This window comes from Caballeronia sp. LZ043, assembly GCF_031451075.1.
Classification (GTDB): domain Bacteria; phylum Pseudomonadota; class Gammaproteobacteria; order Burkholderiales; family Burkholderiaceae; genus Caballeronia.
This window is the reverse complement of sequence record NZ_JARUXT010000057.1, coordinates 242756-267398: the sequence shown is the minus strand read 5'-3', so window position 1 is coordinate 267398 and position 24643 is coordinate 242756. Positions and strand designations below refer to the sequence as shown.

Annotated in this window: 18 protein-coding genes and 4 pseudogenes; 13 read left to right on the top strand and 9 right to left on the bottom strand. The window is 55.5% G+C overall.

What is annotated here, in order from left to right:
• Window positions 1–118: 118 nt before the first annotated feature.
• The 6 genes and pseudogenes from QCE64_RS37725 to QCE64_RS37700 all read left to right on the top strand — a co-directional run bounded on the left by QCE64_RS37725 (window position 119) and on the right by QCE64_RS37700 (window position 7329).
• Entirely contained in the window at window positions 119–955 is an 837-nt protein-coding gene (locus QCE64_RS37725) for a helix-turn-helix transcriptional regulator (RefSeq protein WP_310009497.1), read from the top strand.
• A 110-nt stretch (window positions 956–1065) separates the two neighbouring features.
• A pseudogene (locus QCE64_RS37720) lies at window positions 1066–2219 on the top strand (IS3 family transposase).
• Window positions 2220–2552: 333 nt separating this feature from the next.
• Window positions 2553–3188, top strand: a complete 636-nt coding sequence (locus QCE64_RS37715) for a nitroreductase (protein ID WP_310009496.1) — start codon at window positions 2553–2555, stop codon at window positions 3186–3188.
• A gap of 236 nt (window positions 3189–3424) precedes the next feature.
• A pseudogene (istA, locus tag QCE64_RS37710) lies at window positions 3425–4880 on the top strand (IS21 family transposase).
• On the top strand, window positions 4877–5692 hold the full coding sequence (gene istB / locus QCE64_RS37705; protein ID WP_310009495.1) for an IS21-like element helper ATPase IstB: 816 nt from the start codon (window positions 4877–4879) through the stop codon (window positions 5690–5692). Before istA ends, istB begins: the two are co-directional and overlap by 4 nt.
• 497 nt (window positions 5693–6189) lie before the next feature.
• Window positions 6190–7329, top strand: a pseudogene (locus QCE64_RS37700) (IS3 family transposase).
• 97 nt (window positions 7330–7426) lie between these two features.
• On the opposite strand, the gene QCE64_RS37695 reads toward QCE64_RS37700, so the two are convergent.
• Complete coding sequence (locus QCE64_RS37695; protein ID WP_310009494.1) at window positions 7427–8218, bottom strand: helix-turn-helix transcriptional regulator; 792 nt, start codon at window positions 8216–8218, stop codon at window positions 7427–7429.
• 935 nt (window positions 8219–9153) lie between these two features.
• Between QCE64_RS37695 and QCE64_RS37690 the strand changes: the two genes are divergently transcribed.
• From QCE64_RS37690 to QCE64_RS37670, 5 genes are all read left to right on the top strand, one after another.
• A complete protein-coding gene (locus QCE64_RS37690) occupies window positions 9154–11121 on the top strand; it encodes an FUSC family protein (protein ID WP_404988039.1) in 1968 nt (655 codons plus the stop codon).
• Between the two features lie 11 nt (window positions 11122–11132).
• A complete protein-coding gene (locus tag QCE64_RS37685; RefSeq protein WP_310009492.1) occupies window positions 11133–11327 on the top strand; it encodes a DUF1656 domain-containing protein in 195 nt (64 codons plus the stop codon).
• A 16-nt stretch (window positions 11328–11343) separates the two neighbouring features.
• Complete coding sequence (locus QCE64_RS37680) at window positions 11344–12273, top strand: HlyD family secretion protein (protein ID WP_310009491.1); 930 nt, start codon at window positions 11344–11346, stop codon at window positions 12271–12273.
• 8 nt (window positions 12274–12281) lie between these two features.
• Window positions 12282–13739, top strand: a complete 1458-nt coding sequence (locus QCE64_RS37675; RefSeq protein WP_310009490.1) for an efflux transporter outer membrane subunit — start codon at window positions 12282–12284, stop codon at window positions 13737–13739.
• Between the two features lie 629 nt (window positions 13740–14368).
• Window positions 14369–15388, top strand: a complete 1020-nt coding sequence (locus tag QCE64_RS37670) for a LysR family transcriptional regulator (RefSeq protein ID WP_310009489.1) — start codon at window positions 14369–14371, stop codon at window positions 15386–15388.
• A 290-nt stretch (window positions 15389–15678) separates the two neighbouring features.
• Here QCE64_RS37670 and QCE64_RS37665 read toward each other — a convergent pair whose 3' ends face one another.
• The 8 genes and pseudogenes from QCE64_RS37665 to QCE64_RS37630 all read right to left on the bottom strand — a co-directional run bounded on the left by QCE64_RS37665 (window position 15679) and on the right by QCE64_RS37630 (window position 22001).
• Window positions 15679–16632 (bottom strand): ROK family protein, encoded by a 954-nt coding sequence (locus tag QCE64_RS37665; RefSeq protein ID WP_310009488.1) that lies wholly within the window; start codon window positions 16630–16632, stop codon window positions 15679–15681.
• The gene (locus tag QCE64_RS37660) at window positions 16629–17447 is read right to left on the bottom strand and encodes an alpha/beta hydrolase (RefSeq protein ID WP_310009487.1); all 819 of its coding nucleotides are present in this window, start codon (window positions 17445–17447) and stop codon (window positions 16629–16631) included. Before QCE64_RS37660 ends, QCE64_RS37665 begins: the two co-directional genes overlap by 4 nt.
• On the bottom strand, window positions 17444–18277 hold the full coding sequence (locus tag QCE64_RS37655; protein ID WP_310009486.1) for a sugar phosphate isomerase/epimerase: 834 nt from the start codon (window positions 18275–18277) through the stop codon (window positions 17444–17446). The genes QCE64_RS37660 and QCE64_RS37655 overlap by 4 nt, the downstream gene beginning before the upstream one ends.
• Window positions 18277–19350 (bottom strand): Gfo/Idh/MocA family oxidoreductase, encoded by a 1074-nt coding sequence (locus QCE64_RS37650; protein ID WP_310009485.1) that lies wholly within the window; start codon window positions 19348–19350, stop codon window positions 18277–18279. The genes QCE64_RS37655 and QCE64_RS37650 overlap by 1 nt, the downstream gene beginning before the upstream one ends.
• 50 nt (window positions 19351–19400) lie before the next feature.
• A pseudogene (locus tag QCE64_RS37645) lies at window positions 19401–19814 on the bottom strand (arabinose ABC transporter substrate-binding protein); the annotation flags it as partial.
• 119 nt (window positions 19815–19933) lie between these two features.
• Window positions 19934–20719 (bottom strand): SDR family oxidoreductase, encoded by a 786-nt coding sequence (locus QCE64_RS37640; RefSeq protein WP_310009484.1) that lies wholly within the window; start codon window positions 20717–20719, stop codon window positions 19934–19936.
• A 22-nt stretch (window positions 20720–20741) separates the two neighbouring features.
• Window positions 20742–21545: an inositol monophosphatase family protein gene (locus QCE64_RS37635; RefSeq protein WP_310009483.1), complete on the bottom strand. Its 804-nt coding sequence runs from the start codon at window positions 21543–21545 to the stop codon at window positions 20742–20744.
• A 30-nt stretch (window positions 21546–21575) separates the two neighbouring features.
• Window positions 21576–22001 (bottom strand): RbsD/FucU domain-containing protein, encoded by a 426-nt coding sequence (locus QCE64_RS37630; RefSeq protein WP_310009482.1) that lies wholly within the window; start codon window positions 21999–22001, stop codon window positions 21576–21578.
• Window positions 22002–22173: 172 nt separating this feature from the next.
• On the opposite strand from QCE64_RS37630, the gene QCE64_RS37625 reads away from it, so the two are divergent.
• Together QCE64_RS37625 and QCE64_RS37620 are read left to right on the top strand one after the other, a co-directional pair.
• Window positions 22174–23649 (top strand): ROK family transcriptional regulator, encoded by a 1476-nt coding sequence (locus tag QCE64_RS37625; RefSeq protein WP_310009481.1) that lies wholly within the window; start codon window positions 22174–22176, stop codon window positions 23647–23649.
• Window positions 23650–24009: 360 nt separating this feature from the next.
• Complete coding sequence (locus tag QCE64_RS37620; RefSeq protein WP_310009480.1) at window positions 24010–24255, top strand: hypothetical protein; 246 nt, start codon at window positions 24010–24012, stop codon at window positions 24253–24255.
• The last annotated feature ends 388 nt before the right edge of the window (window positions 24256–24643 follow it).

Here is a 24643-nt window from a genome sequence, read left to right as displayed (position 1 = left end):
CGTACCAACGGAAGCGTTTTCTGCTGCGCCTTTCCTTCGGTTTGGTAGCTTTCGGATAGCCGACATTTTCTGGCCTCACACCGCTTTACATTTCAAGGGCTGGAGAATACGCTGTCTCTTGTTCGATGAATCGCCAACATTTATCGGTAAAATGCCACAAGAGATTGCTTTCGGGGATTTGCGTCCGATTGCGGCCGGTGAGGTCCAAGTTCTGGCACGTAAGTTTGTCCAAGCCGAATTGCTGCAAACGCATACGCACGAGCTCGCGCAAATCCTCTTCGCATCGCACGGCCTGATGCAGGTCACAACGCCGAAAGGTCGCTGGCTTGTCCCCCCGCAGCGGGCTGTGTGGATCCCGCCTGCCACAATGCATTCCATCGAGATTCTGACCGGACTGGAAATGCGTACCGTCTACATACAGCCTGCGCGGGTGGCAGAGCATGCAGAGTCATCGCGGTTGGGACACGAATTTGTAGTCGCGGTCAGCGACCTGCTAAGAGACCTCATACTCGCATTCTTTACTGAACCAGTTCGGTCGGAACGCGTGGAGTTACTCGCTCGACTAACGCTTTTTGAGCTCGTCGAAGCCGAAGACCCGACGACATTTATGCCGATGCCGACTGACTCACGCGTAAGACGCGTCGCTGAACTTGCGCTTGCTGATGTTCGGGGAAGACGCGACCTGCCCGACTTAGCGCATGAAGCCGGAGTATCTCAGAGGACTGTAGCGCGCATCTTCCCTTTAGAAACCAATTTGACTTTCAAGAAATGGCGACAGCGAGTACGCATGATGGCAGCGATTGAAGAACTTGGGCGTGGTCAGGTTCTTATCAAACAAGTCTCAGCCAAGCTTGGCTATTCAAGCGTAGCCGCGTTCGCCGCCGCCTTTCATGAGGTCCTAGGTGAAACTCCGTCCGAGTTTCAGGCTCGCTGCAAAACACCACACGTCAGTTAATTTGATTTGATTAGATCGTACGTTCGCGGGCATCTGTCCTGAGGGATGCAGGGCCGGCGGCATCCCCTCCTCGCGTAGGAATCTAGACCGAACGCCGCAGGCGGGGGACGGTGCAAGAGAAAGTCGCCATCGTGCAGGAGACACTGGCTCCCGGCGCGTCGGTATCGGCAGTAGCGCGGCGGCATGGCGTGAACCCGAACCAGGTGTTCGCGTGGCGCAAGCAATATCAGGAAGGCAGTTTGGCAGCGGTGAAGGCAGGCGAGACAGTTGTTCCGGCGTCTGAGCTGGTCGCGGCCATCAAGGAAATCAAGGAACTGCAGCGGCTGCTTGGCAAGAAGACAATGGAGAACGAGATTCTCCGCGAGGCGGTCGAGTGGGGACGGTCAAAAAACCTGATTGCGCGCTCGCCCTTGCTGGCGGGGGACGACCATTGAAAACGGTCTGCGAAGTTCTCGGCGTGGCGCGCTCTGGTGTGGCGGTAAAACGGGGCCGTGCTAACGATTGGCAGGATGGTCGCTGCGCCCGGATGCCCGATGATACGGGCTTGCTCGATGAGATTCGAATGCATCTGACGGTTCTGCCGAGCTACGGCTACCGACGTATCTGGGCGCTGCTGCGGCGCAGCCGCGAGATGACCCGTGCTCCGTGCGTCAATCACAAACGGGTCTACCGCGTGATGCGCGAGCACCAGTTGCTGTTGCGTCGGCCTGGCATGCGAATCGACAATCGGCGACACGATGGTCGCGTGGCCGTCGACCGTAGCAATGCGCGCTGGTGTTAGGACGGTTTTGAGTTCCGGTGCGACGATGGTCAGCCGCTTCGCGTGACGTATGCGCTGGACTGCTGCGACCGGGAGGCCATCAGTTGGGCAGCGACGACTGGCAGCCATAGCGGCGACATCGTGCGCGATGTGATGCTCGCAGCGGTGGAGCAACGCTTCGGAAACACGCAGCCTGCGCAGACCATCGAATGGCTGTCGGACAATGGCTCGGCCTACATCGACCATCGCACACGCCGCTTCGCGCGCGAGCTAGGACTGGTGTCACTGACTACACCCGTTCGCTCGCCGCAGAGCAACAGTATGGCCGAGCGGTTCGTGAAAACGATGAAGCACGATTACGTGGCCTTCATGGACAAACCTGATGTGCCTACGGCGCTCACACATCTGGCCGCTGCCTTCGAGCAATACAATGAGCGCCACCCGCACAAAGCCCTGAAATACCGCTCACCTCGTGAGTTCAGGCGGGCTGCGGAATCAACTTAACGACGTCTGAGTGTCCTGAGATAACGGGGACAACTACACAGATCGGCATTATCTGAGTTAGACGAACAATAGTCAGCTCTTACGAGCACATCAACTAGAAGCTCACTTACATAGATTCCGCCGTTTCAACACTCACAAACCCAGCGTGAACAGCGTGTCGTGAACTCGACACATCCAGTCTTGACAGCGACAGATAGCACAGTTCTACGTCGCTAAACTGTTGTTACGCGACCGTAGCGGGCGGAGAGTCGTCTTAGATAGCAATGATTCCCATTCCGTATTTCCGACGCACACTTTCATCCCGTGTCCCGCTTTAACCTTCAAGAGGAATCTATGAGTACGATTACGCCCACTGAGACACCCCTTCAACAAGGCGATACAACTTGTGTATCGATCGAGGATGGCCGAACTACAATAGGAGTGCTACTCAGCCGGCAGTCCAGGTGGCCGCTTATTGCTCCGGCTCCTACGGAAAGCGAGATAGACACGATTTTGGACGTTGGTTTGCGTGCGCCGGACAACGGCCGCCTGCGGCCTTGGCGTTTTGTTGTCGTTCGCGACGATGCTCGAGCGAAACTGGGAGAAGTACTCGTGGATGTTGCATGTTCGCGGGAGCCTGAGTTGGCGCGCACCGTACATGAGTCGCGCGGGCAACGCGCCTTCGCCGCACCATTGCTGATTGCTCTCGGCGCGAACGTGACATTGCATCCAGTTGTTCCGGAAATCGAACAGCTTCTGTCCGTGGGAGCAGCTGCAATGAACATGCTCAACGCGGTTCACGCGTTGGGATACGGAGGGTACTGGACATCTGGTCCTGACTGCTACGAACCAGAACTCCTGGACGCGTTGGGTTTTGATGATAATCATCGACTGCTCGGCATCCTATACATTGGAACACCGAAGGATCCACCGCGCACGGCGCGGCGACCTGCACGCAAAGATCATGCGCGTGAGTGGAATTCGGCCTAGGAGCATCTATCGCATCGTGTCGAGAATGCAGGCTCTGGGGGGCGAAAATGATTTCGTCCGGTGTACCGAAATTCATCTTGGCCGGTAGTGAGGAGTCGGAGGCGCGTAGCCGCTGCAGACGACGAGCTGCCGGCGGCGCCGGATCGGCGAGGTCTAGGATGGCTGACTGAATCTTAAAAAGAGGCGGTCAGCCCATGTCTGGAACCCGCATCACCGACCAACAGGTCCGCCTCTATATGAACCAGCGCAAACTTCATTCGCAGAAGGTCGCCGCAGCGAAGGCGGGTGTGCGAGCGAACGGCGAGACGCGTCGAACGTGAAGCTGGGATTCCCTCTCAGCAGCCCCGGCGCTACTGGCGATCGCGTCCTGATCCGTTTGCCGAGGTATGGGAAAACCGAAGTCGTTCCATTGCTGCGCAGTGCGCCAAAGCTGAAGGCGATCACGCTGCTGCGCAAATTGCAGGAAGACTATCCCGAACGCTTTCCCGACAGTATGCGTCGTACGTTTGAGCGGCACGTCAGCCAGTGGCGCGCGCTTGAAGGACCGAACCGGGACGTGTTCTTCCCTGAAACGTATGAGCCGGACGGGCGAGGCCTGTCGGACTTTACGCATATGGACAGGCTGTGCGTGACGATCGGCGGCATCCCGTTCGACCACCTGCTGTATCACTTCGTGCTGGCCTTCTCGCGCTGGGAATACGCCAGTGTGGTCGATGGCGGGGAGAGCTTTCAGGCGCTCGCGACGGGTTTGCAGAACGCGCTGTGGCAGGCCGGCGGCTGCCCACGCGAACACCGCTCCGACAGTCTGTCGGCGGCTTTTAGAAACCTGCAGGAAGAAGAAGACTTCACCGCGCGCTACGCGGCGCTACTCGAACACTACGGGATGGAAGGCACGCGCAACAGCCGTGGCATGGGCCATGAGAACGGCAGTGTGGAACCTCACATCGCTATCTGAAGGATCAGATCGACCAGGCCCTGGAACTGCGAGGTCACCGTGACTTTGCGGACCGAGCCGCTTACGACGAGTTCGTGCGCGTGGTAGTGATGCGCCGCAATCGACGCAATGCTGCAGCGTTCCAGATCGAACGCGAACACCTGCTCGATCTGCCTGAACACCGCACCATCGACTTCGACGAAGAAGAGGCGCGCGTGACACGCTGTGGCACGTTCACCGTGCGTTGCGTCCCGTACAGCGCCCCGTCGCGCCTGATCGGTCATCGCCTGAAGGTACGCCTGTACAGTGACCGGCTCGATTGCTATCTGTCCGGCGCGCTCGTGCACAGCACGGCGAGAGCCACGCACACGAGCAAACGGCGCGGTCGCGGCATCGACTACCGGCACTTCATTGATTCTCTCAAACGCAAGCCGCAGGCCTTCAGGGGTCTTGCGTTCCGTGACGATCTGTTTCCGCGCGAAGCCTACCGTCGAATCTGGGAGCGGCTGGAACAGGCGCTGACGCCGCGCAGCGCATGCAAGACCATGGTGGGTCTGCTTGATCTAGCAGGAAACCACGGCGTCGAGGCGCAACTGGCCGAGAGGCTGGATGCCTTGCTTGAACTCGTTGAACTGCCCGATCTGAAGGCGCTGTTCGATGAGTTCGCACCGCGCCAAACCGCGTGTCCGGTGGTTGTCGTTGAGATGCCGTGCGCCGCGCTTTACGACGCCTTGCTCGCTGAGGAGGTGCTCGCATGAACACCGCCTACGATGCTGGACGTATCGCGCTGATGCTCAACGAATTGCGGCTGCCGATGATCGGCGGGCTGTGGCCGGACTTCGCTGAACGCTCCGACAAAGAAAGTTGGCAGGCGTCCCGGTTACTCGGCGCATTGCTCGAACACGAACTCGCCGAGCGGGCCAAACGAAGAATCGAGCGTCATCGCACCGAGTCACATCTGGATCTGACCAAGACGCTCGCCACCTTCGACTTCGGCGTGGTGCCGATGATCTTGAAGGCGCATGTGATGGCGCTGGCCACCGGAGACTCGTGGCTTGAGAAAGGCGCCACGATCCTGATGTTCGGTCCACCCGGCAGCGGGAAAAGTCACTTGGGGTCCGCCATCGGCTATGCACTGATCGACGCTGACTATCGCGTGTTGTTCACGCGCACCGGCGAGATCGTGCAGAAGCTCCAGGTCGCGCGGCAGAGTCTACAGCTACCTTCGGCGCTCGCGAAGCTCGACCGGTTCGACCTGATCATCCTGGATGATCTCTCGTATGTGAGGAAAGACCAGGCCGAAACCAGTGTGCTGTTCGAGTTGATAGCCGAGTGGTATGAGCGGAAAAGTCTTCTTATAACGGCCAACCAACCCTTTTCTGGCTGGAACGACGTCTTCCCGGACCGCGGCATGACCGTGGCGGCCATCGACCGGCTCGTGCATCACTCGACGATCTTCGAATTAAATGTTGAGAGCTATCGGCGCCGCACAGCCAGCGACAAACAGAAAGAGCGCCGCCGTCAATTACCCGCTGACACCTCCACTGGAGCGACAACCATGATTCCCTGACGCAGCGACAATCACCTCGGCCGACCGGCCAAGATGAATGTCGGTAAACCGGACTTCCTGCTTGACGCTATCCAAGGCTCCCCCCGACATTGGCCTCACCGTGACATGCAAAGTCGGAGGTGGCCGTCCAGACCCGCCTCTGACCGACGTACTACGCTAGCGACCGCATCGGCCGTCCCACTTCCACAGTGCCGCCCACTGCCCTCGCGCGCATAAATAGAAGAGACTAGAACGCGATCCAGACCAAGCAAAATTCCGGAGCAATATTCCATGCCGTCTTTCCCTTCGGACTGCGGCTCTACTCTCGCCGATCCAAGCATGTCGTTCGGAGATGCCCTACTGACGCTCACGGCTCTATCAATACCGCTCACAATACGGGCCGCCCTTGCGGTGATCGTCCCAACCATAATGATTGGCTCGTTTCTCACACGCTCTGGACCGGCCAGCCTCTCGTAGACACCTTCGAGCCATAGTTTATGGTAACCGAGGAGGTCAGTATGAGCGGCAAGCGGTACACGGATGAGTTCAAGATAGAAGCGGTCAAGCAAGTCACCGAGCGGGGGCATCCGGTAACGGAGGTGGCGAAGCGGTTAGGCATCACGACCCATAGTCTGTACGTCTGGAAGGCGAAATTCGGGAAGCCGGATATCGTGCAGCAGACCGAGGCAAATCAGAGCGCCGAGGTCCGGAGGCTGAAGGCCGAGCTCAAGCGAGTGACCGAGGAGCGCGACATTCAAAAAAAGCCGCCGCGTACTTTGCGAAGGGGTGATGGCAAGGTACGCATTCATGCGGGCCCATCTCGGCGAATTCCGTCTACGGACGATGTGTCGGGTGCTCGGAGTTCATCGCAGCGGTTACTACGTCTGGCAACGCCAGTCGGCCAGCACTCGCCAGCGCGAGGACGATCGGCTGCTCGGCCTGATCAAGCATCACTGGCTGGCCAGCGGCGGTGTCTATGGCTACCGCAAGGTCACTGTGGATCTGCGTGAGTCGGGCGAAGCGTGCAGTCGTCACCGAGTGCATCGGCTGATGAAAGGCGAAGGTCTGCGTGCTGAGGTCGGCTACGGCAGCAAGCCTCGCTATCGCGGTGGTCGGGTCGGCGTAGCGGGCAATGTCTTGAATCGGGAGTTTGCTCCTGACGCGCCGAACAAGGTCTGGGTCACCGACATCACCTACATTCGGACATACGAAGGTTGGCTGTATTTGTCGGCGGTCATGAATCTGTACTCGCGTCAAATCGTTGGCTGGGCCACACGCTCAACGATGACCAGCGACCTGGTATTGCAAGCCTTGTTGGCTGCGGTATGGAAACGCAAACCCGGACCTGGCGTCATCGTGCATTCGGACCAGGGCAGCCAGTTCACCAGCGATGACTGGCAGTCGTTCCTGAAAGCCCACCATATGGTGCCGAGCATGAGTCGGCGCGGTAATTGCCACGACAATGCCGTTGCCGAAAGTTTCTTCAGCGCGTTGAAGAAGGAACGAATCAAGCGGCGCATCTATCCGAACAGGGCTACTGCTGCCACGGACGTATTCGATTACATTGAGATGTTCTACACGCGATTCGCCGACATGGTTCCGCTGGCGATCTATCACCTATAGAGTTTGAGCGGCGCTACGCGCTAAACGGCCTGTGAGTGTCTATGAAACTCTGGCCGGTCCACTCAGCCTGTGTTTGCGTAGTCGACTTCAACGTCAAGAACACTTCCGGATCCTACCTTGGGGTTGTGGAAGCTATCCAGGCAATGATAGCGATGCTAGATACTTGGCGGGTGGCTTTCCAAGCGACTTCTTAAACATAGTTATGAATGCAGTCACGGACTCGTAACCGAGGTCGCTCGCCACGCGTTGGACCGTGGCGCCACACGACAGTTGGCGAAGCGCGACTATGAGATGAAGCTGTTGTCGCCAGCGGCCAAACGTCATCCCTGTTTCTTTCTGTACCAACCTCGCAAGCGATCGCTCGCTCATCGCAACAAAATTGCCCCATTCTGTCAGAGTACGACGGTCAGCCGGATTATCCGCAAGGAGCTTGGCGATTCGCTGCAACCGCGGCTCCCGGGACGTTGGTAAATGTGTTCTCTCTATTCGCATCCGTGCGAGTTCCTCGATCATGACTGTGGCGAGACGTCCTGTTGGACTATCCATGTCATAGTCAGGCTCGACATCAGCCATACGCAGGATCAACTCCCTCACCAAAGGTGTAACCGACAGCGTACAGCAGTCGCTCGGGAGCCCGGCAGCACTTGGTTGAACATACAGGTAACACATACGTGCGTTCGCAGTGGCATGAATACTATGTGGCATCCCGCCAGGTACCCACACCGCGCAGTTTGGCGGGACCATCCATATCGAATTGGCGACCTCACACGTAACACCACCTTTCAAGGCAAGTACCAGTTGGCTAGGGTGATGTTGGTGCACGGGCACCTCGCTTTTGTGATCCGCCACCTTGACTCGGACGCCAACCGCAAGAACGGCTAGCGGGCACCTGTCAAAGTTGTGCACCAAGCTTTCGATTTTCATTCAGCTGCGACGTTGTCAGTTTTTGGCGATTGACTGTCAATATATCTCAATCTTTTCACCGCTCCAGCCGGTATCCTACACACACATCTTCCTCGCTAGTGTTGTCAAAGCATGTTTACCCTAACTCGCCTCGTAAATCCTTCTACGGCTTGCAGTATCAGCCCTTCCGTGTCTCGAAAAGAGCAAACGTCAGCGCTCTCTAACGAGCTTCTCCTTAGGCATTCGGCAAATTCCCAGGTGCCTCCCTTGGCCTTCAGACAAAGTAGATCGAGTTGCTTATCGCTGAGCGATTGCTGTCGATACAGGTTCCGCGCTTCTAGTCCGCCTCCGATCATGATGCCGGGTAGGTGCGCGGCTAATTCAAGCGTTTCGCGACACGGCTCAGCGTATCCTTGACGCCGGCACGCAGTCGCCCGCCGCTCAAGACTACGTGGTCAGAACATCGCGTGGCGTTTGCTCCCGCGATACTCGTTTCTACGATCACTAACCTCTCTCAGCTTTTCGAACAAAGAGTGCGATTCGTTCTACGCCAGATGGCAGATCGCGCTCAATGTCTCGAATCGCACAATTGCCGCCCTTCAACTTCGGATTGTTTGTCGAGGTGGTGCCGTGTCGGCGGCCCCGATTGAACATCGACGCTTGCACATACTGATCCGCGGGACATTGACTGTTCATACATCGAAATTCGGTATGTAGGCATACTTAAATTAGGAAATCTAAATGCTTGAGAAACACCATCGACAATGGACAAGCGAAGGTGACGATTTGATCATCCGGTCCGTGGCTTTCTCACCAGAGACGCGCAAGCTCGAACTCTCGGGACAATGCAAATGCTTTTAACCCTCGTACGATATGCGCTGCAATCCGCTGGAACGAGAGCACGCCAGAGCCTCGGACAGTTCGCTAGGACGCTGGATGTCACCTCGCCAACCTCCGTGTACATCTTGCGTTCGATTCTCGCCTGCTCTCTCGCCTTGGGTCTCTCCTACCTGTTGCAACTGGACGCACCGTATTCGGCGGCCACCACGGTAACGTACGTGCTCAACCCAAACCAGGGCGCTGAGATTGGTAAGGGAGCATGGCGGCTTATAGGCACGCTAGCTGGCCTGCTTGTTTCCTTTGCCTTGGTAGCGGCATTTGCACAAATGCCATTGCTCTTCATTTTGGGATTCGGATTTTGGCTCGGCATCTGCGTAGCAGGGACAACTCTTTTCCGGCATTTCCGGGCCTCGGGAATCGTGGTCGCCGGATATACCATCGGACTGGCAACGCACGGCGCCCTTCAGCACCCGGAACTTACATTTGATCGTGTCATGGGTCGAGGATCGGCGGTCGGAGTTGGTGTGATCAGCCTCGGACTAGTTTCATCGCTGCTGAGCTCCCGCCGCATGCGAGGAAAGATCGAGACGCAATTTAGCAAACTGACGTCCTCAGTCGCTTACGCTATATCGTCCCAGCGTGGAGTTGGCCTATCCGATCCGACGAAGGTCCTGATGAGCGAGATCTATGTCGTCGATGACCTCCTGGCACTGGGAAAGGCAGAGTCTGAGGACCTCGCGCAGCGCGCAACGGCCGTTCGAAAAGGCATGGATGCTCTGTTCATGGCGCTCGTCGGCGGTGCAGCACCTCTTCCTGAAAATAGCGAAAGCTCCCGAGCATTAGCACAATTAAAGCCTCCGCTGGAGCACTATTGGCACGAAGCGAGCCAGGCGATGAAGAACGGGACCATTGGATTACCAAAAGCGCATGTCGTACTCTCGTCGGCCAAAAAATTAGTCACAAACTATCTGCAAGATACCGTGATTCAGAACGAAACCCAGAAGGCCGCGTTGCTTGTAGCCGGCGAACGACTTATAGAGCAGCTTGATGCCTATTGTGATGCATTAGGCGGTCTTGAGGCCCTTGTGAGCACTTTGCCGCCGGCACGGGAAGCGGCAGTGAGTTTTGATCGCGACTATGTGGCAGCAGCAAAGAACGGGTTGCGCGCCATGCTGGTCGTCATCACGGGTGGGATTGTGTGGCTCGCGACCGACTGGAATTACGGCGACGTCATGCTCATGATGGCCGCGACGTATTGCGCAGTGCTCGCGGCATCTCTTGATCCATTGCCTGGGACATGGGGATTCGTGAAAGGCACAATACTTGCCGTTCCGGCTGCTTTGATTTGCAAGTTCGGGTTTCTCCAACTCGTCAATGGATTCCCGCTCCTTATACTGACTTTGTCCGTCTTCTGGGTACCAGGTATATACGCCACAAGCAAACCCAAAACTGCAGCCGCGGGTATGGCTTATTTGGGCGGCTTCAACACACTGGTTGCAGCTACAAACCCGATTCACTTCAATTTCGCCGATTTTCTGAACCAGTCAGTTGCGTGGGTGTTGGGACCGACTCTAGCCTACTTGTCGTTCCGGCTGTTTCTGCCCAAAGACATCGAGCGTGAGGCAATTCGTCTACAGCGTCGAATCCGTCGAGACACTATACGTTTAATCAAAGAAACTACGCTAGACAGTGTTAGCTGGCAGCAGAGACAGCAGCATCGTTTGTCCCAACTTGGCGCGCTATTGAAAGGCAAACCTGAAACGATCGATAAACCACTTGCACAAGCTCTCGCTGCTATTCATGTCGGATATGAAATATCACGGATTCGGAAGACTATGTTAATCGATTCGCTGCCGGACAGCGTACGGCGCTGCGCATGTACAGGACTCCGCTATATGTCGAAGAGCGCCTCTAAGCCAGGAATCACGTCTCACCAAGCGAGACGCACAGCAAAGATTTTGGCACGTTTTGCTAAAAACTACCCAGAACAAAGACACAATGTCCATAAAATCGCGGCTGCCTTTTCTGACATCTACTGGTTGATCCATGCGCACACCGACTACTTTGACGGTGTAAGTCACTAGAGACTTAAAATATGCTTTCTGAATTTAACTTCTTCGGGATATATCTCCCGCCATTCTTCGTCTATTCCTGCGTCACTGCGCCGATCTTCTTTTTACTTCGCGCGTTGATGGCAAAGTCAGGTGTCTTGCACTTCGTCTGGCATGCAGCGCTCTTCGAATTCTCGCTGTCGGTAATCCTTTTGTCCGCACTGATTTTGTACGTCTGATTTAAAACACACTATCATGTCAAAATTCAGTAAATTTGCGAGATCCACACTTACATTGTTGTCGATTCTTGTAGCTGGTTTTTTTGTTCTGGGATTGTGGAACGCTTACGAAGTAGCCCCGTGGACGCGTGATGGCCGGGTTAGTGCCGAAACGGTACGTATCGCTCCAGAGGTGTCAGGGACAATCGTTGATGTTCTCGTAGCAGATAATCAGACGGTCCGCAAGGGTGAACTTCTATACAGAATAGACCCTATCCGGTATCAGTTAGCTGTGGAGCAAGCGCGCGCACTTGTCGCCGCTGACGCGCAGACGCTACGCCTCCGTATGGATGAAGCCAAGCGCCGAGTCGGATTGGACGACATTGTGCCCGGAGAGGAAATAGAAAAGACTGGCCGCGCCGTCGCGATTGCGCAGGCAGAACTTCAGAAGTCGCAAGCCCTCCTCAACACGGCTCGCCTCAATCTTGATCGAAGTGTCTTGCGTGCTCCAGTGAACGGATATGTCACGCGCCTTCGCCTACGCCCTGGCGACTATTCCGAAGCGGGAAAACCGAACATCTCTATCGTGGACGAGCAAAGCTTTTGGGTCACGGGCTATTTTGAAGAAACGAAAATACAGCGCATCCGGCTTGGCGCACCTGCCTCAATTAAGCTCATGGGCTTCGATGACCAGTTAAGTGGCAGTGTCGAAAGTATTGGCCGCGGTATCGCGGATGCAAATACTGGACTTAATGGAGAAGGGCTTCCTTCGGTGGATCCGACATTCAGCTGGGTTCGCCTGGCGCAGCGCATTCCTGTACGCATCAAGATTGAACATGTTCCTGCCAATGTCCTCCTTGCTTCCGGCATGACATGCAGCATAGATGTAACGCAGTCTGGGAAGGATTATCACTCCACGTCTCAATATAAATTGCTGTCGTGGTTGCACACACTGATATTGATATAGGCCGGACGATGAGCATCATAAACGCAATTGTTAGATCAAACGTTCTCTGTGCAGCAGCTTTCTTAAGTTCCATCGCAAATCTGACTGCCTGTTCCGTGATCGGGCCTGACTACTCTCCTCCTCATTCAGCTTATCCGGAGAACTGGGCGAGCTCACCGCGCCAACTGGCACCGGCAAGTTCAGCAGATATACAGGCGTGGTGGAAGTTGTTCAACGATCCGATTCTTGACAGCTTAGTCGAGGCAGCAATCAAGAACAATCAGGACCTCGCCGTCGCAGAGCAACGACTCGTCCGCGCGCGTGCCGAGCGCGTACAAATCGCGAGTCACCTGTTGCCATCGGTTGATATAGACACCGGCGCGCAGGCCATGCGGTCAAACACAGTACTGAACCCGCTTGGGGTGGGTCATACCCGTGTGTATTCATTGGGTCTTGATGCCAGTTGGGAGATCGACGTTTTTGGTGAGAGACGCCGAACCATCGAAGCGGCGGACGCAGAGATTCAGGCTGTGGCCGAAGAACGCCATGCTGTGTTGGTCAGCCTTTTGGCTGAATTGGCTAGCGAGTACGCCGCCCTTCGTGCGACTCAACTGCGTACTCAGATCGCACAGGGAAATGTCGAGATCCTTACTCTCAGTAAGCAGTTTGCAGAGCGCGCGTTCCAACGGGGTGTTAGATCGAGCGTGGAAGTTGCTCAGGCACGGACGGAGCTGGATTTGGCCGACGCCAAACTACCTGTGCTAAACGGCGACACCGACCGACTTATCCATACCATCGGTGTCCTTACTGGCGGCTTCCCAGGTGACCTTCTTGACACGCTACGGAATGCTAGATCGGCGCTGGTGGTCCCGCCTACTATTCCCCAGACGGTGCCGTCCGAAATGGTGCGACAGCGCCCAGACATAAGGGAGGCTGAACGTGAGCTAGCTTCAGCGACTGCGCGAATAGGAGTAGCACAGGCCGAGCGATTTCCGAAATTCGCGATACCTTTGACTATCGGCACTGCCGCTGGCGGAATTGGAGATCTACTTTCTTCGGTGGGCCTCGGGTGGACCGCTGCCATAACCTCGGTAGCGCCCCTAATTGATGGCGGTAGCAGAGAAGCTGGTGTTCAAGCCGCAGAAGCGAATGTTGAGGCTAAACGCCTAGCGTATGAGCGCACAGTTCGACGAGCATTCTTGGATGTAGAGGATGCCCGAACCGGGCTAATAGCGGAATTTATTCGACAAAAATCTCTTACCGCGGCCGTAAGCGACAGCCAGACGGCTCAAAAGCGCGTCACACAGCTGTACACCCGCGGGCTTAGTAGCTACGTCTCAGTGCTAACCGCGCAGAGAACGGCATTCGAAGCGCAAGACGCATTGGCGCTCTGTCAGTTGGCCCGAGTACAGCACGTCATCGGGCTATACAAAGCGCTCGGAGCGGGCTGGCGCGAACCATCGATCACCAAAATATCCTCGCGCTAAATAGCTACCCGACTACTTCTCATTAAGCATATGGATGGATCCACCGAATTGCATGTGAGGCCTTGCTTCAAACGTCACCACGCCAGTGGACGGAAATCGATCACAATCGGCCAGGGTCGGGAGCAATGTGAACTTGGATCCTCGAGCAAAGGTCGGTTTGAAGGTTTATCGAACACGAATCGAGCGAGGCATGGATCCGAAAAGAACATTTTCTCTCGATTGCGATGGGCTGATTTCCGATCGGGAATACCTTCCATAACTTGGAAAATCGACCTTAATAGTCGACGAATCTCTCGCCACGGCGCTCGCCTCTACGTCCGAAGAGAGGCAGATACAAAACCTCGAAAAGGATCCAATTGTCGTCACCATAACGGGGGCCTGGCTCCATCTGACTTCGGTGCTTCGACACGCCACGAGTCGCCTCGCCAGGGGACCTCGATAACGTGACCTTCGCATCCTGGCCGGCAGATACCTGACGGATCTCAGCCGGGGATCGGGGTCCGCGCAGCGACACGAACGACATGTGGCGATTAATCGAAAAGGCCGATAAATAGCCTCTTATTCAGGTTCACTAAAACCATGAAACGAGACTTCAGCAATATCGCCTTCGCACTGTTTGAAGGAAACTAATGGATACCTTGCAAAGCATGCGGATTTTTGTCCGCATCGTTGAGGCTGGCACTTTTACTGCTGCGGCTCGATCATTGATGACGTCTCCCGGCGTTTTGTCTCGAGCCATGTCCGACCTCGAGGGCCATCTGCGTACGCGACTGCTTAATCGTACGACACGACGGCTGGTACTCACCACTGCGGGAGAGCAATATCTAAAGCGTTGCTGGCAAATTCTCGCGGACATCAACGACGCTGAAGAAGAGGCCAGCGGTGCGCGCGAACACCCCGCTGGGGTGCTGCGCATGCATAGCTTCGCAAGCATTGGCCAGCAATATGTCCTCCCAGCGATCTCGAAATATCGCGCATTGTATCCAGACGTGACGGTGGAGTTGGTCCTTTCCCAGCGGAAGACAGAGTTATTCGATGGCAACAGCGATGTTTCTATAGTGACCGGCGCTGCTCTACCTGATTCAGAATTGGTTTCCCATAAGCTGGGGGCGACGTGCAGCATACTTTGCGCATCGCCAGGTTACATACAGACCCACGGCGCGCCGCGCTTACCATCCGATCTCGCGAATCACGACTGCCTCATCCTAACAACGCCAACAGCTCCAACCCATGAATGGGTCCTCGAGGGCCCAGACGGAAATGTCGAGATGCGTGTCAATGGGCCCGTTCAAGTAAACATTGCTGAGTCATTAGCCGTCGCGATCCGCGAAGGATCTGGAATCGGCATGCTTCCGGTTTATGCGGCCGTCGAAGGCTTGCGCAACGGCTCCCTCGTCCGAGTACTTCCACAATATATTCTTCACAAAAGCAATGTTTATGCGCTGTACCCGTCTCGTCGATACGTTGACGCAAAAACCAAAACATGGGTCGATTTTTTTCGTGCACATCTTCCATCCTTCATCGCCCGAGACATGGCACTGCTTGAGACACTAACCCGAGCCCAACTCGCGGACCCAGCAGCACCATTGGTCGGTGCCGATGGCTTCGCGCAGACGTCAGTCTCTGCGAGCGCTGTTCCGAGCGTCTAATATACAATAGCGCTCGTGACCGCTAGCCAAACAATAGATCCAAGCCTGCTCTCCGTACCGCAAAGTCATGACCGAATCGCGTGAGCGCCCAGTATTTTTATTAGTGTTCGGGCATTCCGCTGTGCCTGATCTTAAAATTACTGTTCTTTACACCGACGACCGTTATTGGCTGTGCCGGAGGACCGAGGACGACCCTAATCGGCCTCTCGATAATCGCTGGCTCGATTGTCTCTTGTCAAAGATTATCGGACACACACTTTGGCTTAGCTTCCCGTCCCTGTTTCAAGCGATCAGCTTCGGAGGACCTTTTGGACCCGGGATGCTCGACGGTGCAACGCGAGCGCTCCATGTATCACAGCTCCCCACCCAAGTTCACACCATCTTAGATCCGGCGACATGCTGTGAGGGGCATAGCGCCTAATCTGATCAAACAACTTCGCTCGCGGATAGCCTTTCATATCAAGAACGCCGCCACCGAGCAAGACAGTTGACGGACACATCGTTGCGATAACTATGCTGATTGCGATTGCCTGGTAATTCACGAATATGCTCAGTTCTTCAGCAACTTGGCTGCCCGTGTCAATCGCCAAAAAGACCTTTTCAATCGCAACCTCGTGTCGCTGCGCGATTGCACGAAGTGCATAGCCAGAAGCAAAAGCCTCCAAGCAAGAGGACCGCTGATCGTACGGGCCTGCGTCCGTTTCATATTGATCGATTCGGAACGGCATGGCACCAACTTCAAGCGCCCAACCAGCCCCGCGAAAGGGCGTCCCTCCGGAAATGAACGCAGCACCGATGCCCGTCCCGAAGAAAACTCCAAGGATGTGGTCTGCGTTGCGGCCCGCGCCTGCTTCGATTTCGCCGATCAGCGTGAGTACTGCGTCACGCTCAAGCAAAACATCGCATTGCGTCCGACTCCGGAGTTCAGAGGCGAGCGCTATCCCATCAAGGCTGGATACGTTCTCTGCGTGCAGAATTCGATCCCCATCCGAATCGATGAATCCAGGGACCGCTACGACAATTGAATGCGCTCGGACTCCGGTTTCTTCGAATGCAGTTCTTATCATCCGAACCAGAACACCGATTGGGTCACCAACGCGCAGTTCGTCCGTCGAAAAGAGTCGTTGATAGTCCAAAGCAGTGGCACCGAGCGCGTAGCCTAGCTTGATGTGTGTGCCACCAATATCAATGGCGAGCACCGCTGTTGACATTTCGTCTCGGAGCAGACTTTCGGTCACTGTCATAATTTGCTCGGGAGTTGCCCAACAAACTGTTTGATCACCGATTCGAACTCAGAGACGTAGCGATCCCGATTGACCGTCTTCGATGTGATCTGTTGAAAGTTCGCTCCGGAAATGAGTTCTTTGAGAGCGAGTGCAGTCGAGATTGGATGAACAAAGTCTTCACCGCATGCAATGATTAACGTCGGCACCACAAGATGAGAGATTGACTGTCGGCCAACACCTGGCCCTTGCAACGGTATGCGACTGAGGAGTTGAATCGTTGATTTCGTATTCGGGCGGGCGAAGAAGCTACGCAGCGAATTCGCGTTGTCAGGGGACGTTACTTCGATCTCTTGTAAAAGTTCGCTCCTTCCAAACCTCCTACTGCCCTCCTCGATCCCGTAGGTTTCGAGCAGTACACTCACATCGTTGTAGATGCGCAACTGAGGCGGAGCATCTTCCGAGACCCATGCTGGGCGAGCAAGTATTAGCGCCGATACGCGCCCAGGGTGCAATACGGCAATGCGCAGCGCGACTGCCGCACCGAGCGAGATGCCGCCGATCGCAGCACGCTTGATGCTCAAATGATCGCACAAGGCTATGAGATCGCTTGAGAATTGCTCGATTGAGATAGCCGATGAATCTCCGAGCTCCGACGCACCGTGCCCGCGGCACTCAAGCGTGATGCGCCGAATGCCGGGAATGGAAGGGAATACCTCCGCCGGCTGCTTGCGATCCGCACCGAGGCCATGCTGCCAGAAAACGGGCAGCCCTTTTCCTTCGTCAACGTATGCAAGCCGGCACCCGTCAGATGTTATGAAGAAGCCCTCACTCATTGAGCGTCTTCCCGGATGATTTTTGACAGGTACGCCGCAACCCCAGGCGCGTCCGATTCTTCGATGTTATGAGCAATGAGCGGCCCTGTGTAGCCCGCTTCTCTCATCTTCTTAATGAAAGCGGGGAAATCGACGACACCTTTTCCGGCCGGGACGACTTTACCTACTGCGTCCGTATCTTTGGCGTGTACGAGTCGCAGCGATCCTCCCAAGAGGTCAACCGCTTCATCGATTATTTCGGACTGGCGCCCCTGCACCTCAGGGGGCAGTAGATTAGCTGCATCGAGCACAATGCCGAGGCGCGTCGTCTTCATCTCATCAAGAATGCGTCGGGCACAACGCGAGTCTGCAACAACATTGCCCGGCTCGGGCTCAATGCCCAGCACGAGACCGAGGTCCTCTGCCATCCGAAGAGCAAGCGCCATTTCATCGCATAACGTTGTCCACGCAAGAGTGGTGGTGTTGTCTGGATGCGCGCGCCACATGTTCGAGATATCTCGCGAACCGGTACACAGTGTGACCAGAGGGACGTTCATTTCATCTGCGGCGCGAAGAACGTTCGCGAAGCCAACTCGGTCGTGCTTCCTCTGTGCATCATCGGGATGCGCCATGTTGTAGGTGCCCGACAAAGCGCAGATCGAGACACCCTCTTCTTGCAAATGGCTGACAATCTGCGCGGTTATCCCGTGTGGCAAGTCTGGCGGCAAAGAGCCGAGTCCTGCGCAGGATAGATTGAACTGAACCGCGTAGAAGCCGTCCGCCTTAACACGGGCGAACAGATCGCGAAGACCGAGCCCCGTATAGGTGCGAGCAAATACTCCAGGAGTCATCACAGCGGACCTCCGACATCTGCGAGCCTGACAGGTTTGCGAGATCTGACCGATTCGGCAATTCCCACCATGGCCCGGATGGATGCGACGCCGTCGAAAATGTCCGCTCCTGGGATTCGTGTGCCGCCTAGGACAGACGTGGCAAACCCTTCGAGTTGACGCCTATAAAAATGTCCATCCGCACCAAGGACGCGGGTCGTTACGGCATCGCGTTCATGGAAAATCTCTACATCGCTCGACTTGTAGTACCACGGGTTATAGATCTTTGCGCTAACGCTTCCGTTTTGACCATAGATCTGAAATCCCTCATGCCAGTCCATGCGCACGGCAACCGTCAAATCGAGATGCCCGAGTGCTCCACTTTCAAACTCCACTTCGACAAACCAACAGTAAGCGCCAAAACGCTCTCGCAATCGTGCATCAACCGATCGAACGGGCCCGCCGAGATATCTCGCAAGATCGACCAAATGACTGCCATGAGCGAGCATGAAATAGCGTGCCTTGTCCGCTTTGGGGTCACTTTGCGGACGCAAAGGATGCGACCCCTGTCGCGGCATGGGTTGAATCGCGTCGGTATTGGTATAGCGATGTGTGGAATCGCAATACCACGCCTTCAGTGCGAGCATCTCTCCCATTTCGTTGTCGACAAATGATTTTGCCGATTCGATGCCCTGATCAAAGCGCAGCATGTGCCCGATCTGTAACTGCTTACCACTCAAGCGAACCTGCTCTGCGAGTTGTTCTACTTCTTCGACGCTCACACCGATTGGCTTCTCGCACAGAACATGTTTACCGGCGGCAAGCGCTTTGAGGGAGGCCGGCACATGGAACGCGTCGGACGTTCCAATGATTACCGCGTCAATTTCTGGGTCGGCGAGCATCTGCTCGTAGTCAAAATACGTCTTTTTCGAGTCGTAAGCGCGTCCAAAGTGTGTCGCTAGGCCCTCGTCTGCATCGCAAACCGCATGGAGTACTGTGTTGCGCGCCTTTTGCGTCGATTCCAGATGGGCAAATTGAGAGATGGGTCCGCAGCCCAAAATGCCAACGCGAAGTTGCCGGTCGTCTGTTTTCAAGGTTTTTCCAATTTATCGAGAGTGCGCAAAATCTGTAACGGTTACGTCCCAGCGATGCTCTCACCAACTTGCTTTCCAATTTCGCAAGCTGAGATACCCATGTAGGGCACAGACGCGATTGGTTGACCGGACCCATTCACAAGGCGGTCATCAACGGTCATCATTTTCAGGCTGGTTGATTTCGCTTTGGCCACGATCCCAGGACCGAGCTTTACATCTGGCGTGCAAATTACAAATCCCTGTCCGTTTTGCGCCGCAAGATTGTCGATCGCGCTCATGACTTTTTCGCCGGAAGGTGCTGCAATCTTCACGAGCGTGAAGCCATTCTTCTGAGCGGCAATCTCAGCGAATTTCCACTCGTCCTAAAACCAGGGCTCTTCAGGTTGTTTGACGAGAAAGCCAATTTTGACTGGTTCTTCGGCGACTGCGATATTCGGTAAAGCAGATAGGATACCTAAATAGATAAACGATTTGGTTAATCTTTTGATTGCTTTCATGATATGTCTCCTTCCGGCAGTTCTATGGACTGGCGGGCCGCGTATGTCAAGAGAAAGCGCGTCGCGGCGTACGCGCCTCTCTCAATTCAAACGGCCGTCCATCCCCCGTCGATCTTTAGCGTGGCGCCAGTAATCATCGTCGCGGCCTCAGATACTAGAAAGACCACGGGCTCCGCTACGTTCTCTGGCTCTCCAACTTTGCCAAGAGGAATCTGGGCGAGCAGCGACTCTCTCGATGCCTTGTTCTCCAGCCATCCCTTCGTGCTATCCGTCTTGATGAATGTTGGCGCGACCGCGTTCACCCGGATGCCTACTTTGGCCCATTCAACCGCGAGGCATTGGGTCATGTGAATCATTGCAGCTTTGGTCATGCAGTAGATAGGCTCCCCCTCTAACGCAACGATGCCCGCCTGCGATGCAATGTTGACAATAGATCCGCGCTTTCGGGTCGCCATGTAATTCGCGACGGCTTGGGCTGCGAAATATGCACCCTTAACGTTGAGGTCAAACATCGCGTCGTAGTCTTCCTCTGTAACATCACTCGCCGATGCAGGCCGACTGTGTCCCGCATTGTTCACCAGGATTGAGATTGGACCGACCTCTCGTTCAATTTTCTGAACAGCCTCACGAATTGACCGCGTTGACAGCATGTCCATCAGCACAGCTGTTGCCTTTGCACCTCGATTTCGCAGTGATTGGGCGACCGCATCTCCAGCGATGTGATCTCGGCATCCTATGACAACCGTTGCACCTGCATTTGACAACGCTTCCACACAGGCTCGACCAATACCTCGTGCGGCTCCAGTGACCAGAGCGATCTCACCAGCAAGCCCAAGACCGGTTTTTTGTTCGATACGCACATTCGCTTCCATATTTCAGTCGGTAATCTTGCGTTCAAGCGAGATTTTCGCTCATCGCTGCTTCGAGGTCTCTGCGTAAGCCTTGTGAGCACGCGATTACACAATTTCCCTCAGTGATGCACGCGGGAGTCATGAACTCGTTCGTCCAGCCTCCAGCCTCTTGCACCAAAAGCACAGCGGCAGCGGCGTCCCATGAGTTAATGTGCAGCTCGCAGTAAGCGTCCTGCCTTCCGATCGCCACGTAAGCAATTCCAAGCGCACCTGAGCCCCGACGCTTCACGCCGGCTCCTTTCGAATGTACCTTTTCGAGAACGCATGCATAGCGTGAAAAGGCGACGCGAGGAGACCAACCAAGCTCGACAATTGATTCGGACAGGTCCTTTGCTTGACTCGCCTCGATTGGTTTTCCGTTTAACGTTGCCCCGTGCCCGCGTCGAGCTACGAAAAGTTCATCAAGCATGGGATCGTAGAGAACGCCAATCTCTGTGACCGCCTGTTGCACGAAGGCGATCGACACACAAAAGTATGGAACACCCCTAGCGAAATCGGCGGTGCCATCTATTGGATCGACGATCCACGTTCCACAATCCGCAGTGGAATTTATCCGCGGCCCCGTTTCCTCACCAAAGAATCCATCATCCGGGAAGACCTCAGTCAGTCGAGCCGAGATCAGCCGCTCGGCTTCGCCATCGGTTTGCGTTAAATAGTCCTGCGGGCCTTTGAATTCAAAGGTAAGAGCGGTGTCTCGACACCGAAAGCGCTCGCGTATCAGTTGACCTGCCTCGCGTGCAACTGCGGCTGCGACGTTCAGCCGAATGGCCATCGACACTTCGTTCATCGTTGCTGTCCTCAATACTTCAATATTCGTTCAGAGAGGCAATGTACCCTTGCGAACGAGGATGTTTCCGTACACCCGCGCTTCGCCGGAAATGATGATAGCTGCTGCTCTTGAAGCTCTGGCTTTGAAATCATTGGGAGGCAGAGATCCGACCTCCATCGCGGGTGCATGGCTTTTCACCACGTTAATGAGATCACCCATTACTTCCAACAACTCGTCGGGCTTGCTACGCACCTCCATCCGGCTCACCGCTCCATGGCCCTTATCGAGTGGGAGAACTGACAGCACCGCGTCTAGCACAGTAGGGCCGTTCGCTGCGTCCTCGCGAAGAATTCGGGGGCCGGCGCTAAGCACCGGGTAGTTGCGATCGACGACTGCAATGTCCTCTCCATGGCCCATCGCTCGAAGCACATACAAGAGGTCGGGGCCTAGGAGCGGATTGATATTCTTTAGCATATGAGACTCCAAGTGGCGAAGGTAGCGCTACAGCGCACGAAAGAACGCTATTTGTTTGTATTCTAAACAAAAAAACCTCGGCAGAAATCCGAGTTAACGTGTGCAATTTTGCTAAGATAGCAGCATGTAGGAAGCATCTGGGGTGCAAATAGGATGCAACGTATGGAGGTCTATGTCGTCAAGTCAGCCTAAGTCTCTACGGGATGCACTAGCCAAGGTCGCGGCTGGCTCCAAAGCCGCACGGGTGAGAGAAATACTGCCCGATATCGATCGGCGAATCGCCGCTGGCGCACGCATCGCGGATGTAGTTGAGGCGCTCAATGATGGTGGTTTAGATATCTCAATCGCCACTCTCAAGAGTTATCTCTATCGGTTCCGCCGAGCGCCTAACTCAGAGGCAAAGTGGTCGCCCTCGCTATCTCAGATGAGCGATCTGAGTATCGAAGATGCTAACGAACCTGCTGCTGCAGCGGATCCGTCTCCAGCGACACCGATGCTACTTCGGCATATCAACACAGCGCGATGTCTGAGATTACTTCGCCGAGGAGCCACGTACAGCCGAGCCGAACTCGCACGGGAACTGGGTCTCACCCGGGCCACGATCGGGCACGCAGTGCGTGAACTGCTCCACTCAGGCTTGATCGTTGAGACGGCGAATCGTGTGGGCGAAGTCGGAACGGGCCGCCCCGGACTTGCAATCGCACTCAATCCCGCCGGCGCCTATGCAATTGGCGTAGATTTATCTAGCATTGGGCTCACCGCCGTGATTCTAGATCTGGGTATGACAGTTGTGCATCGACTCAGCGAGCCCGTTGCTTCATCGCGTCGGCTCGACGACATTGCCACCCAGATCTACTCCCTCGCAGAAAACCTGCTAAACGATGCGAAAGTCGATCCTGCTCTTGTGCAGGGACTTTGCGTATCTGTCCCAGGGCTGGTCGATCGAAAAGGTAACGTGGTCGTCGCGCCATTTCTCCAATGGCGTGACGTCCCGTTGCGAAAGGCCCTTGCGGAGCGGATAAGGTATCGTTGGCCAATTACCATTCGAAACGACGCAGTTGCCTTTGCCACCGCGGAGCGCGCGATCTCGCGCAATCCTGATTCGGACAATATGCTGCTTGTGCTGCTCAAAGATGGGCTTGGTGGCGCCATCGTTCAGAACGGCCAGATATTTGAAGGTGCACACGGATATGCGGTTGAACTCGGGCACATGGTAATGGCACAGCAGCCGGGCTCTGCTCGTTCTCAAAGCTTTGAAACGCTAGCGGGCTTTGCCCGCTTTTCAACCTTTCTTCCGCAGGGAATGTCGGCGGACGAGGGCGCGCAGTGGCTCGCAAGCCAGCGTGTGCTTAGTGAAGAACTGACTGCCGAACTCCAGGATTGGTCCGATGTGCTTTCTACAGGCCTGCTCAACCTTACCTATTTGTTCGACCCGGAACGAATCGTATTGGGTGGCCCTTTGTGCAGGCTTTTTACAAAGATTGAAGCGCGAACCAAGCGTACACTCGCCTCCAACCTGCTTCACGGATTTCGCCCTCCAACTATCGAGGTAACGCGATTTGGCAGCGACGGTGCGGCGATTGGTGCAGCGGCCATCATTCGCGAGCAACTTTTTGAGTTACCTCAGCTCGAGGCGGCATCACGATAATCACCTCGATTCGGTCCAAGCGCAGGTTTCCGACTGGACCACAAGTTGTCATCTTTGGAAGAGCAACCTCGCGAATATGTCTCGTCCGAAGTCAAAGCAGCCGCTCAAGCGTCCGCTATCCATCTGGCGGCAATGCCTGCTCATGGCCGAGAGCCGAAGTTGATCACGCTCAAACGGTCCTGACGGGCCACGCGGAGACAGATTTATGTCAACTTATCGGAATCGTCGCAAGCGTGGCGTTCCTGAACAAATCGCCATCTGTCGGACTTGCTGCTTCTGCTTAAGCATCTATTTACAACCAAACTGCAAGGTTTGCCGGGTTAGCTTACTGTAAACCGTTGCAATTCTGTTGGACGCTGCATGCTTAACCTGTTCGGTGAGGTCGTTGTAACATATGACGACCTGATTCTTTCAGTCGAAGCCGTTGCCCCTGCTTATGCTTCCAGCCAGCGGGCATTCGATCATTACGTAAGAGCGTGGGCCGTCGCCGACAAGGTGCGTTGCGCCAAACTGCAAGGAACGTTCGAGTCAACCATCGAAAGTGCCCGTCAACGGCAAAAATCACTGGTGCGCATACTAGGCTTGCGACTGCCGTTAAGCACGTAAGAAGGAGCGACGATACTTGCACTGCGCCCGTCTCCAAGCACCTTGCCGCGCAGCGCGCCTCTAAAACGACCCATGCCAAGAGCTTCCCCATCGCCTCTGCGGAACGCGAATTGCTCGGCGTAGCTGTCATGGCTTGTTTCGCATCATGGGAAGTATCGCGACCATTATTTCGCACCGTTGCTCTGCACACCCTGCAGAACTACACCAGTTCGAGTTCAGCTTGTGCGAGGACAGCCGTGCTCCGGCGGTCGGTGTCATCACACTTCGCACCGCGCGGGTTTTGGCGCGTGAGCTCTCAGGCCTCAGCGCATTCATGAGGCTGGTCGCCGCCATTGCCGACTGCGACGAAGCCGCCTTCGACTCGCTGGTCGGGCGGTCTTTTACCGAC

Excerpts from the sequence above, each read along its gene's own strand:
- QCE64_RS37635 (WP_310009483.1), bottom strand. The coding sequence starts at position 21,545 with ATGAACGAAGTGTCGATGGCCATTCGGCTGAACGTCGCAGCCGCAGTT.
- QCE64_RS37670 (WP_310009489.1), top strand. The coding sequence starts at position 14,369 with ATGGATACCTTGCAAAGCATGCGGATTTTTGTCCGCATCGTTGAGGCT.
- QCE64_RS37625 (WP_310009481.1), top strand. The coding sequence starts at position 22,174 with ATGTCGTCAAGTCAGCCTAAGTCTCTACGGGATGCACTAGCCAAGGTC.
- QCE64_RS37685 (WP_310009492.1), top strand. The coding sequence starts at position 11,133 with ATGCTTTCTGAATTTAACTTCTTCGGGATATATCTCCCGCCATTCTTC.
- QCE64_RS37675 (WP_310009490.1), top strand. The coding sequence starts at position 12,282 with ATGAGCATCATAAACGCAATTGTTAGATCAAACGTTCTCTGTGCAGCA.
- QCE64_RS37680 (WP_310009491.1), top strand. The coding sequence starts at position 11,344 with ATGTCAAAATTCAGTAAATTTGCGAGATCCACACTTACATTGTTGTCG.
- QCE64_RS37630 (WP_310009482.1), bottom strand. The coding sequence starts at position 22,001 with ATGCTAAAGAATATCAATCCGCTCCTAGGCCCCGACCTCTTGTATGTG.
- QCE64_RS37620 (WP_310009480.1), top strand. The coding sequence starts at position 24,010 with ATGCTTAACCTGTTCGGTGAGGTCGTTGTAACATATGACGACCTGATT.
- QCE64_RS37640 (WP_310009484.1), bottom strand. The coding sequence starts at position 20,719 with ATGGAAGCGAATGTGCGTATCGAACAAAAAACCGGTCTTGGGCTTGCT.
- QCE64_RS37665 (WP_310009488.1), bottom strand. The coding sequence starts at position 16,632 with ATGACAGTGACCGAAAGTCTGCTCCGAGACGAAATGTCAACAGCGGTG.
- QCE64_RS37660 (WP_310009487.1), bottom strand. The coding sequence starts at position 17,447 with ATGAGTGAGGGCTTCTTCATAACATCTGACGGGTGCCGGCTTGCATAC.
- QCE64_RS37715 (WP_310009496.1), top strand. The coding sequence starts at position 2,553 with ATGAGTACGATTACGCCCACTGAGACACCCCTTCAACAAGGCGATACA.
- QCE64_RS37695 (WP_310009494.1), bottom strand. The coding sequence starts at position 8,218 with ATGAAAATCGAAAGCTTGGTGCACAACTTTGACAGGTGCCCGCTAGCC.
- QCE64_RS37655 (WP_310009486.1), bottom strand. The coding sequence starts at position 18,277 with ATGACTCCTGGAGTATTTGCTCGCACCTATACGGGGCTCGGTCTTCGC.
- istB (WP_310009495.1), top strand. The coding sequence starts at position 4,877 with ATGAACACCGCCTACGATGCTGGACGTATCGCGCTGATGCTCAACGAA.